The organism is Simplicispira sp., assembly GCF_028687295.1.
GTDB classification, from domain to species: domain Bacteria; phylum Pseudomonadota; class Gammaproteobacteria; order Burkholderiales; family Burkholderiaceae_C; genus Simplicispira; species Simplicispira metamorpha.
In genome coordinates this window covers 1-11,183 of record NZ_JAQUAL010000106.1, presented here as the reverse complement: position 1 = coordinate 11,183, position 11,183 = coordinate 1, and the positions used below count along the sequence as shown (strand labels likewise).

10 protein-coding genes are annotated in these 11,183 nt (G+C 64.3%); 5 read left to right on the top strand and 5 right to left on the bottom strand.

Annotated features, from left to right (window positions below; translation table 11 throughout):
* Positions 1 to 431 (bottom strand): YebC/PmpR family DNA-binding transcriptional regulator (locus PHX69_RS11710; RefSeq protein ID WP_288043857.1); only part of this gene is annotated, 431 nt, incomplete at its 3' end.
* Between the two features lie 66 nt (positions 432 to 497).
* On the opposite strand from PHX69_RS11710, the gene PHX69_RS11705 reads away from it, so the two are divergent.
* Positions 498 to 2,009, top strand: coding sequence for a helicase HerA-like C-terminal domain-containing protein (locus PHX69_RS11705; RefSeq protein WP_288043856.1), 1,512 nt, complete (start codon positions 498 to 500; stop codon positions 2,007 to 2,009).
* Positions 2,010 to 2,237: 228 nt separating this feature from the next.
* Here PHX69_RS11705 and norR read toward each other — a convergent pair whose 3' ends face one another.
* Complete coding sequence (gene norR / locus PHX69_RS11700) at positions 2,238 to 3,833, bottom strand: nitric oxide reductase transcriptional regulator NorR (RefSeq protein WP_288043855.1); 1,596 nt, start codon at positions 3,831 to 3,833, stop codon at positions 2,238 to 2,240.
* A gap of 204 nt (positions 3,834 to 4,037) precedes the next feature.
* Here norR and hmpA point away from each other — a divergent pair, with 204 nt between their 5' ends.
* From hmpA to upp, 3 genes are all read left to right on the top strand, one after another.
* Positions 4,038 to 5,219, top strand: a complete 1,182-nt coding sequence (gene hmpA / locus PHX69_RS11695; RefSeq protein ID WP_288043854.1) for an NO-inducible flavohemoprotein — start codon at positions 4,038 to 4,040, stop codon at positions 5,217 to 5,219.
* Between the two features lie 202 nt (positions 5,220 to 5,421).
* Positions 5,422 to 6,396, top strand: a complete 975-nt coding sequence (locus tag PHX69_RS11690; protein WP_011805145.1) for a threo-3-hydroxy-L-aspartate ammonia-lyase — start codon at positions 5,422 to 5,424, stop codon at positions 6,394 to 6,396.
* 38 nt (positions 6,397 to 6,434) lie between these two features.
* Positions 6,435 to 7,064 carry a uracil phosphoribosyltransferase gene (gene upp, locus PHX69_RS11685; protein WP_119012281.1) on the top strand — a complete coding sequence of 210 codons (630 nt, stop codon included), beginning with the start codon at positions 6,435 to 6,437 and terminating at the stop codon, positions 7,062 to 7,064.
* Between the two features lie 73 nt (positions 7,065 to 7,137).
* On the opposite strand, the gene PHX69_RS11680 is transcribed toward upp, so the two are convergent.
* The 3 genes from PHX69_RS11680 to PHX69_RS11670 all read right to left on the bottom strand — a co-directional run bounded on the left by PHX69_RS11680 (position 7,138) and on the right by PHX69_RS11670 (position 9,517).
* A complete protein-coding gene (locus PHX69_RS11680) occupies positions 7,138 to 7,524 on the bottom strand; it encodes a VOC family protein (protein WP_288043851.1) in 387 nt (128 codons plus the stop codon).
* A gap of 60 nt (positions 7,525 to 7,584) precedes the next feature.
* Entirely contained in the window at positions 7,585 to 8,745 is a 1,161-nt protein-coding gene (locus PHX69_RS11675) for a GGDEF domain-containing protein (RefSeq protein WP_288043850.1), read from the bottom strand.
* A 67-nt stretch (positions 8,746 to 8,812) separates the two neighbouring features.
* Positions 8,813 to 9,517 carry a YebC/PmpR family DNA-binding transcriptional regulator gene (locus tag PHX69_RS11670; RefSeq protein WP_119012279.1) on the bottom strand — a complete coding sequence of 235 codons (705 nt, stop codon included), beginning with the start codon at positions 9,515 to 9,517 and terminating at the stop codon, positions 8,813 to 8,815.
* Between the two features lie 267 nt (positions 9,518 to 9,784).
* Here PHX69_RS11670 and PHX69_RS11665 point away from each other — a divergent pair, with 267 nt between their 5' ends.
* Entirely contained in the window at positions 9,785 to 11,014 is a 1,230-nt protein-coding gene (locus tag PHX69_RS11665) for a spore maturation protein (RefSeq protein ID WP_288043849.1), read from the top strand.
* Positions 11,015 to 11,183 lie beyond the last annotated feature (169 nt).

Below are 11,183 nucleotides of genomic sequence, written 5' to 3'. Positions count from 1 at the left end.
GGGGCAAAAATGATCTGGCCCACGTTCTTGAACTGGAAAGCCACCGAGCCCTCGGTGCCCATGTTGCCACCGTGCTTGCTGAAAGCATGGCGCACCTCGGCCACGGTGCGCACACGGTTGTCGGTCATGGTGTCCACGATGATGGCGGCGCCACCGATGCCGTAGCCCTCGTAGCGGATTTCCTCGTAGTTCACGCCCTCGGCATTGCCGGTGGCCTTGTCAATGTTGTATTTGACGCGGTCGGCGGGCATGTTGGCCGCCTTGGCCTTTTCTACCGCCAGGCGCAGGCGCGGGTTGGCGCCCAGGTCACCGCCACCGGCGCGCGCGGCCACGGTGATTTCGCGGATGATGCGCGTCCAGATTTTTCCGCGCTTTTCGTCCTGGCGACCCTTGCGGTGCTGAATGTTCGCCCATTTGCTGTGTCCGGCCATGGGAAGTCCTTTTACTTATCCTGATTTAATCTACGCCTCCGATTCTACTTTTCCGTACCCCCCGCCATGGCCGACTCCCTGCTGATTGCCAAGAACCCTTCCACCGAGTGCCACCTGCTGCCCGCACTGGCCAACCGCCATGGTCTGATTACGGGAGCGACTGGCACGGGCAAGACCGTCACGCTACAGACGCTGGCCGAGAGTTTTTCGCGCATTGGCGTGCCCGTATTCATGGCCGACGTGAAGGGCGACCTCACCGGCATCAGCCAGGCGGGCCATGTCAGCGACAAGATGGCGCACGCGCTGCACGAACGCGGCATTGCGCTGCCCACGCCGCTGGCCTGCCCCGTCACGCTGTGGGACGTATTTGGCGCACAAGGCCACCCGGTGCGCGCCACCATCTCTGACATGGGCCCGCTCTTGCTGGGACGCATGCTGAACCTGAACGAGACACAGCTGGGCGTGCTCAATCTGGTGTTCAAAATTGCCGACGACAACGGCATGCTGCTGCTGGACCTGAAAGACCTGCGCGCCATGCTCCAGTACGTGGGCGACAACGCCAAAGAGTTCACCACCGGCTACGGCAACGTCAGCGCCGCCAGCGTGGGCGCCATCCAGCGCGGGCTGCTGCAAATCGAGCAGCAAGGCGGCGACCAGTTCTTTGGCGAGCCCATGCTCAACATCCAGGACTTCATGCAGACCGATGCCGCAGGCCACGGCGTGGTCAACATCCTGGCCGCCGACAAGCTCATGAACTCGCCGCGCCTGTACGCCACCTTTTTGCTGTGGATGCTGTCCGAGCTGTTTGAGCAGCTGCCCGAGATTGGCGACCCTGAAAAGCCCAAACTGGTGTTCTTCTTCGACGAGGCCCATCTGCTGTTCAACGAAGCGCCCAAGGTGCTGATCGAGCGCATCGAACTGGTTGTGCGGCTGGTGCGTTCCAAGGGCGTGGGCGTGTATTTCGTCACGCAAAACCCGCTGGACATCCCCGACAGCGTGCTGGCCCAGCTGGGCAACCGCGTGCAGCACGCGCTGCGGGCGTTTACCCCGCGCGACCAGAAAGCCGTCAAGGCCACGGCCACCACCATGCGGCAAAAGCCGGGCCTCGACATCGAAACCGCCATCACCGAGCTGGCCGTGGGCGAGGCGCTGGTGAGCTTTCTGGATGCCAAGGGCCGCCCCGGCGTGACCGAGCGCGTGTATGTGCTGCCCCCTGGCAGCCAGATTGGCCCCATCGATGCCGCCCAACGCCAGGCGCTGCGCGCCAGTTCGCTGGTGGCCGGTGTGTATGAGCAGGTGGTGGACCGCGAATCGGCCTACGAAATCCTGAAAAACCGCTCTGCCAACGCCCCCGAGGGCAACGGCAAAAACGGCACCGCGCCCGGCCAAGCGGCCGACGAGGGCCTGATGGGCGGGCTCAAAGACATGCTGTTTGGCAGCACTGGCCCCCGTGGCGGCCAGCGCGATGGCCTGGCCCAGACCATGGCCAAATCGGCCGTGCGCACCATGGGCACCACGCTGGGACGCGAGATTTTGCGCGGCGTATTGGGCAGTCTGCTGGGCGGGCGCCGACGCTGAAGGCGGCGCCCTGCCCCGCTGCACCGGCGGGGCGCAAGCGCCACGAAAGCTCCTTTTTTGATAGCTGCTGGCGCTTGATTAGCGGGGCCTGAAGGCACTTTTGGCTTTCAAAACACTGCCCCGCATCAAACTGGCTGGTTACGGGTTAAAAAGATTCTATTTTGATAGCTGCTTGCGCTTGACTGGTGCGGTCTGAAGGCACTTTTTACCTTCAATAACCGCCCTGCATCACACCGGGCCTTGGGCTGGCAGCCCCAGCCTGCGCGCCAACCGCACCAGGTTGGCGCGGTGCAAACCCAGCGCGCGCGCCGCTGCGGCCCAGTTGCCGTGGTGCAGTGCCAACGCACTGGCAATGCGCTGGCGCTGGTGTGACTCGGTGGAGCTGCGCAAGTCCTCGGCCACCAGCGCTGCGGCCTGCGCCAGGGCACCGCCGTCTGGCGCCGCTGCGGCAGGCCCCGGCGCGATGCCCACCGGGCGCGTGGGCAAGTCGAAATGCGCAGCGGTCAAACTGAGGATGCGCGGGCGCGTGGCCAAACCGGCCAGCGCTTTGAGTGCGCTGCGGCCCACCAGGTGCTCCAGCTCGCGCACATTGCCGGGCCAGTCGTGGGCCAGCAGCGCAGCGCGCGCGCTGGCGTCCAGCCGCACACTGCCCAGCCCCAGGCGCGAACGGTTTTGCTCCAGAAAATGCCCGGCCAGCAGCAGCACATCCTGGCCACGCTCGCGCAGCGGTGGCACCACCAGCGGATAGACGCTGAGGCGGTGGTACAAATCCGCCCGAAAGCGCCCGGCCCGCACCTCCTGCGCCAGCTCGCGGTTGGTGGCGGCTATCACCCGCACATCCACCTGGTGCTCGCGGTCGGAGCCCAGGCGCTGCAACTGCCCGCCCTGCAACACGCGCAGCAACTTGGCCTGCACGGCCAGCGGCAACTCGCCCACCTCGTCCAAAAACAGCGTGCCGCCATCGGCCAGCTCAAACTTGCCGCGCCGCTCGGCCACCGCACCCGAGAAGGCGCCGCGCACATGGCCAAACAGCTCGCTCTCGACCAGCGTTTCGGGCAGGGCTGCGCAGTTCAGGCTCACCAGCGGGCGCGCCGCGCGCGGTGATGCTGCATGCAGCGCCTGCGCCACCAGCTCTTTGCCGACGCCGGTTTCGCCCGTGACCAGCACCGTCAGCGCACTGTCGCCCACGCTGGCTATTTCTTGCAGCAACTGCTGGTGTGCGGTGCTCTGGCCCATCAGCACGGGCGGCGCGGCGGTTTGCGCTGCCAGGGCGCGGTAGCTGTCGGCGCGCTGGCGTTCATCCTCGGCGCGCAGCGCCAGCCCCTGCATGCGCTGCACCACACTGACGGTGGCGCCCGCCAGGCTGGCAAAGGCCTGCACATCGGCCAAGTCCACCGCCGACAAGCGCTCTTTGCCCAGCGCATCCAGCGTGAGCAGGCCCCAGGGCTTCTCACCCACTTGCACCACGCAGCCCATGCAGTCGTGTACCTCCAGGTGGCCATGTACGCCTTCCACCAGCCCGTCGTAGGGATCGGGCAGCGGGCTGTCGGCGGCAATGCGCAGGGGGCCACCCGCGGCCAGCAGCAGGCCCAGGCGCGGGTGCTCCTGCACCCGAAAGCGCCGGCCCAACGTGTCGCGGCTCAGGCCACGGGTGGCCAGCGGCACCAGCACATCGCCCTCCAGCCGCAGCAAGGCCACAGCATCACAGGGCAACAGGGCCTGCATGGCCTGGAGCAGGCGGCGGTAGCGCTCGCCATCGGGCAGCTCGCGCGCCAGATCGTCCAGCAATGGCACCAAGGCTTGCAATATCGGATTGGCAGTCAATGTGATGCTTTTGAGAGTCTTTTTGACTACTTTAACAAAGTATCTTTTTGACTGTATTCAGAATGGAAACCTTGCAAGCCATTGATTTATATCAAGCATTGATCTGGCACGCATCTTGATGAAAGCATGGGCAGAACATGCGCCCCACCTCGCACGCAGCGGGGGGCGGCACTGCTCTCTTTTCAACCACCGGAGACCGATCCCATGCTGAGCCCTGAACACCGCGCCATCGTCCAAGCCACCGTCCCCCTGCTGGAGACAGGCGGCGAAGCACTGACCACGCACTTCTACAAAATCATGCTGTCCGAGTACCCGGAAGTGCGCCCCTTCTTCAACCAGGCCCACCAGGCCAATGGCGACCAGCCGCGCGCACTGGCCAACAGCGTGCTGATGTACGCGCGCAACATCGAGCGGCTCGAAGCCCTGGGCCCGCTGGTGTCACAAATCGTCCACAAGCATGTGTCGCTGCAAATCCAGCCCGAGCAATACCCCATCGTGGGCAGCTGCCTGCTGCGCGCCATCCGGGAAGTGCTGGGCGCCGAGATTGCCACCGACGCCGTGATTGCCGCCTGGGCCGCCGCCTACCAGCAGCTGGCCGATATCCTGATCGGCGCCGAAGAAAAGGTGTATGCCGACACCGCCGCCGCACCCGGTGGCTGGCGCGGTGCGCGGGCCTTCCGGGTAGCGCGCAAAGAGGCCGAAAGCGCTGAAATCACCTCGTTCTATCTGGAGCCGCAAGACGGCGGCGCGGTGCCCGGCTTTGTGCCCGGCCAGTACATCGGCCTGCGCCTGGTGGTGGATGGCCAGGAAATCCGCCGCAACTACTCGCTGTCGGCAGCGCCCAACGGGCAGTTTTTGCGTATCAGCGTCAAACGCGAGCCCGGCGGCGTGGCTTCGGGCTACCTGCACGAACAAGTGCAAGTGGGCGATGCGCTGGACGTGTTCCCGCCCGCTGGCGATTTTGTGCTGGCCGAAGGCAGCAAGCCAGTGGTGCTGATCAGCGGCGGTGTGGGCATTACCCCCACGCTGGCCATGCTGGATGCGGCCCTGGCCAGCCAGCGGCCCGTGCATTTCATCCACTTTGCGCGCAACCGCGCAGTGCATGCCTTCCGCGACGTGGTGGACGCGCACCAATCCCGCCATGCCCAGTTGCAGCGCTTTTATGTTTATGACGAGCACGCCGCCAACACCGACGCCCCCCACGCCACCGGCCTGCTCAGCAACGAGCAACTGGCGCAGTGGCTGCCCCCATCGCGCGATGTGGATGCGTATTTTCTCGGCCCCAAGCCCTTCATGCGGCGCGTGAAACAGCAGCTGCGTGAACTGGGCGTACCCGAGGCACAGACGCGCTACGAGTTCTTCGGCCCCGCCGCCGCGCTGGAGTAAAGCGGCCAGCGGCGCAGCCCCCCCCCCAAAAACCCCACCGGCAGCGGGCACAGACAGGGCTGCGCCATTTCAAAAAGCATAGCTGAAAGCGCACACAGGACAAGCGCTGGCAGGCGATTCTTTGCATGATAATCAGTGCCACCCATGATGCAGCCACGCCGTGGTGCGCTGCCATGTATTGAGTGCCATCAAGGATGCCGCCATGACCCCACCTGCCCTGCCCCCGCCCGTACCGGAAGACGTCATCCAGGCTGCTCTGCGCCTGCAAGGCCCGGCGCACCGCACGCCCGTGCTGCGCTCGGGCACTGCCGACCGGCTGCTGCACGCGCACCTGTTCTTCAAATGCGAGAACCTGCAACGCGCAGGCTCGTTCAAGTTTCGTGGCGCTTTCAACACCCTGTCCCAATTCACGCCAGAGCAGCGCCGCCACGGCGTGCTGGCTTTTTCAGCAGGCAACCACGCCCAGGCCATTGCACTGGCCGCGCGCCTGCTGGACATGCCCGCGCTGATCGTCATGCCCGAAGATGCGCCCGCATCCAAAATGGCCGCCACGCGCGAATACGGCGCCCAGGTCGTCACCTACAACCGCTACACCGAAGACCGCGAGGCCATCAGCCAGCGCATTGCCCAAGAGCGCGGCATGACGCTGGTAGGCCCCTCCGAGCACCCGCACGTCATTGCAGGCCAGGGCACGGCGGCGCTGGAACTGTTTGAAGAGGTGCCCCGGCTGGACTACCTGTTCGTGGGCGTGGGTGGCGGCGGCCTGATGGCGGGCAGCCTGCTGGCAGCGCAGGCACGCGCGCCCCAGTGCCAGGTGGTGGGCGTGGAGCCCGAAGCCGCCAACGACGCACAGCAATCGCTGCGCAGCGGCCACATCGTGCGCATTGCCACGCCACGCACCATTGCCGACGGCGCCCAGGCGCAAAGCCTGGGGCCGCTGGTGTTTGACATCGTGCGCCGCCAGGGCCACGACATCACGACCACCAGCGACCTGCACCTGATGCAGGCGATGCGCTTTTTTGCCGAGCGCATGAAAATCGTCGTCGAACCCACGGGCGCGCTGGCTTTTGCAGGCGCGCAGCACGGCGGCGTGGATATCCGTGGCAAGCGCGTGGGCATTGTGATCAGTGGCGGCAACGTCGATCTGGCGCGTTACGCGCGCTTTCTGGCAGACTGAGCGCCCTTTTTTTTCGATCCTTTTTTCTGCCCCTCCCCATGAGCAACGTCCACGTCATCGATCACCCCCTGGTGCAGCACAAGCTCACCCTGATGCGCCGCAAAGACGCCAGCACCAACAGCTTTCGCCGCATGCTGGGCGAACTGTCCACCCTGATGGCCTACGAAGTCACGCGCGATATGCCGCTGCAAGACATCCAGGTCGAAACCCCGCTGGAGACCATGACCGGCAAGGTCATTGATGGCAAAAAGCTGGTGCTGGTGTCCATCCTGCGCGCCGGAAACGGCTTTCTGGACGGCATGCTCAACGTAGTGCCCGGTGCGCGCATTGGCCACATCGGCCTGTACCGCGACCCCGACACGCTGCAACCGGTGGAGTACTACTTCAAGATGCCCTCCGAGATGGCCGAGCGCGACATCATCGTGGTCGATCCCATGCTGGCCACCGGCAACTCAGCCGCTGCGGCCGTGGCGCGACTGAAGCAGCTGCAGCCCAAGTCGATCAAGTTCGTCTGCCTGCTGGCCGCCCCGGAAGGCGTAGCCACGCTGCAAAAAGCCCACCCCGACGTGCCCATCTACACCGCCGCTATCGACCGCGAGCTGAACGACCACGGCTACATCCTGCCCGGCCTGGGCGATGCAGGCGACCGGATTTTTGGCACCAAATAAGGCCCTAGCGCCCGCTGGATAAGCGCGAGCAGCTCTTTATTTAATAGCAAAATGGGGCATCACCTGCCCCAGCTCACGCCCCGGCCACGGGCGTACACAGCTCGACCAAGACGCCGTTCAGATCGGCCACATAGGCCACGGTCTGGCCCCATGGCATTTTCTCGGGCGCCTGCACCAGGCGCGCGCCTGCGGCCACCGCCCGCTGCACGGCAGTTGGCACATCGGCGGTGGTGAAGGCAATTTCAAAACTCGGTGCGCTGGCCGAAGCACGCTGGGGGTTCTTGCCCAACTCGGTCATCAGCCGCAGCGATGAGAAAGCCAGGGCCGTGGCACCCGTCTCCAGCTCGCCAAAATCACCCGCCTCGTGGATGAAACGGCGCTGAAAGCCAAAAGCAGCCTCATAAAAGGCAATGGTTTGGGTCACGTCTTCGACATAGAGAATGGTGTAGCCGAACTGCATGAAAACTCCTTGGTAAAAATTCCACCAGGATCGGGCGCCGACCGGCAGCGTCCGACCCCGTCAGGCGGGCGCCTGGGCCATGAATTCGACCCGGTTGCGCCCGTGTTCTTTGGCCTGGTACATGGCCTGGTCGGCGCGGCGCAGGGCAGCGTCTGATGAGTCGCCCCGCACGCACAGCGTCAGGCCAATGCTGACCGTGAGGGCAACGCTGCCTTGGTGCGTGGTGGCGGGCCGGGCAGCCACCGCAGCACGCAGGCGCTCGGCCACTGTGCGGGCGCCTGCCCCATCGGAGCCGGGCAGAAAAATGGCAAATTCCTCGCCCCCCAGGCGGCCCATCACATCTTGCTGGCGCAGGCACTGGGCACTGATTTGCACAAAATGGCGCAGCACCTCATCACCGCCCTGGTGCCCACAGGTGTCGTTGATTTTCTTGAAGTAATCCAGGTCAATCACCAGCACGGCCAGGCTGGCTTCTGTGCGCTGCGCCTGGTGGATGGCTTTGTCCAGCGACATCAAAAACGCCCGGCGGTTGAACACGCTGGTGAGCGGGTCGACTTCTGCCAGGTGGCGCAACTCGTTGGTGATGAACTCATTGGCCAGCATCAGGGTGCCAAAAGCCATGAACACCAGCGCCACAATGAATTCGAGCAGAACAAACTGGGACAGCAGCGCCACCAATTCCACATCCGTTGGCTGCACCGGGCCCAGTTTGAACAGCAAAGGCCGCAGCAACAAAAACACGCCATGCAAGCCTGCCACCAAGGCCACCAGATAGCGCATGGGCACTTGCTGGCGCTCGCCGGAGGCCAGCGTGCGCGCAGTCAACAAAAAGAAAATACCGTTGCCCAGGCCCGCCAGCACGAATCGCATTTGCAGATCAGGATGAACCACCGTGAAATACAGGTTCAGCCCGATCAGGGCCGCAATGAAAACGGTGGCATGGCGCAGCGACACCAGCCGCCTGCCCGTATGGGCAATGCAGCCCAACAGGTACAAACAGGCCCCCCACAGCATGGTGCCCTGGGTCAGCAACACGGACAGGGGCTCAGGCAAATGGTCGCGCACCAAAAAACTGAGGCAAGCTAAAAAACCCAGGCTATAAGAAAGCGTCCACAGCCGCAGGCCGGGAATCTGCTTGTTGAAATGCCACACGGCGCACAGCACCGTACTCACCAACGCCATCAAAACGGCGCTGAGGATAAAAAGCGTAGGGCTGTGCATGGAAAACATTCATCAGGCCAAGGCAGGGGCCCGCAAACTGGCCCAACCCCAGCTGCTGGCAAATGAATCAGCCAGCCAGGCCGACAAACACGTTCTGCACATCGTCGTTGGCATCGATGGCACCCAAAAAGGCTTCCACTTCTTCCAGCGCTTCAGGGCTCAGGCTGGCTGGGTCAATGGGGTTCTTGGCCTTGTAGCCCAGCTTGGCCGACAGCACCGTGAAGCCCTGCGCAGGCAGCGCGCGGCTGACCAGATCGAGGTCGGCGGGGTCGGTGATGAACAGGGTCTGGCCTTCTTCTTCGCCCGGCTCAAAATCTTGCGCACCGGCCTCGATGGCGGCCAGTTCGGGGTCAGCGCCTGCGCTGGCGGGTTCGGCCTCGATCATGCCCACGTGGTCAAAGTCCCAGGCAACGGGGCTGAGCTGGCCTTTGCGAAACAGCACGCGCATTTCGGGGGCGGTGCGGTTGACGTTGTCGGTCAGGCATTCGACCATCACCGGCACCTGGTGCGGGGCAAAGCCTTCGTAAATCACATGCTCGAAACTGGCAGCCTCCACACCGATGCCGGCGCCTTTTTTGATGGCCCGCTCCAGCGTGTCTTTGGGCATGGACACCTTGCGTGCCTGCTCCAGCACCAGGCGCAGCTTGGAGTTGCCCGCCGGGTCAGCGCCGCCGCGTGCGGCCACCATGATTTCCTTGGCCAACTTGCCAAACAACTTTCCTCTGGCATCTGCAACCTGTGCTTTGCCTTTTGCTTTCCACTGCGCGCCCATGTTCTCTGTCTTTCCAGGTGTGGTACCGCCCCTGGCCCTTGGATAGCCGGGGCGGCTGGTGGCATACGCACTGCTGACAAAGAGGGCGTATGCCGCAAGGCCGGGAGATTACCACTGGCATGTGCAGGTCAAAGCCAATGCAACCGCCCGTTTTACCCGCCACTACCGGGCACTGCTGCCATCGGCGACCGGGCACCACCTGGCGCCAAACGCCCCCAGCGCATGCCACCATCGCAGGGTTGCCAAAATCTATTCAAGGAAGAAGCCATGCTCAACACCCTGTGGCTGGGGTTTTTCATCACCGCCGCCCTCGCCGCCTGCAGCCAGTGGCTGCTGGGCGACAACGCACAGATTTTTGCCGCCATGGTCGAGGCGCTGTTTGCCATGGCCAAGCTCTCGGTCGAGGTCATGGTGCTGCTGTTTGGCACGCTCACGCTGTGGCTGGGGTTTTTGCGCATCGCAGAAAAAGCCGGCATCGTCGATGCGCTGGCGCACTGGCTGGCGCCGCTGTTTGCCCGGCTCATGCCCGAGGTGCCGCGCGGCCACCCCGCGCTGGGCCTGATGACACTGAACTTTGCCGCCAACGCCCTGGGCCTGGACAACGCGGCCACACCCATGGGCCTGAAAGCCATGCACGCGCTGCAAACGCTCAACCCCCGGCCCGACACCGCCACCAATGCGCAAATTTTGTTTCTGGTGCTGAACGCTTCGTCGCTCACGCTGCTGCCCGTCACCATCTTCATGTACCGCATGCAGCAGGGCGCAAGCGACCCGACGCTGGTGTTCTTGCCGATTTTGCTCGCCACTTCGGCATCGACGCTCGTGGGGCTGTTGAGCGTGGCCGCTGTGCAGCGCCTGCCCCTGTTCAGCCCGGTGGTGCTGGCCTATTTGCTGCCGGTGGCGCTGCTGCTGGCGGGCTTTATGGCGCTGCTGACCACGCTGAGCGCAGCGGCGCTGGCGCAGTTGTCGTCCCTGCTGGGCAACCTGACGCTGTTTGCGCTGGTGCTGCTGTTTGTCTGCGTGGGCGCCTGGCGCAAGGTGGCTGTCTATGAGGCGTTTATCGAGGGCGCCAAAGAGGGCTTTGACGTGGCCCGTGGCCTGCTGCCCTATCTGGTGGCCATGCTGTGCGCGGTGGGGGTGTTTCGGGCCTCGGGGGCGCTGGGCTATGTGCTGGACGCCATCCGCTGGGGCGTGGAGCTGCTGGGGCTGGATGCCCGCTTTGTTGAGGCGCTGCCCACCGCCTTGGTCAAGCCGTTTTCGGGCAGCGCCGCGCGCGCCATGTTGATCGAAACCATGCAGACCCAGGGCGTGGACAGCTTTGCCGCCCTGGCCGCCGCCACCGTGCAGGGCAGCACCGAAACCACGTTTTACGTGCTGGCCGTGTACTTTGGCGCCGTGGGCATACAGCGCGCGCGCCACGCCGTGGCCTGCGCTCTGCTGGCCGAACTGGCCGGTGTGGTGGCAGCGATTGCCGTGTGCTATCAATTTTTTGGCTAAAAATACAAGTCAAATCGGCCTCTATCGCCCGTACAGTGGGCGCTACCAGCTATCAATTTAGTAGTTAAAACGCTGCAAATCCGTGCGGCACAGCCCCTGGCGCCGCTGCCTGATCCACAAAAAAACCGCTGGCGGGAACCAACCCTGCCAGCGGTGTGACTGCACAGGC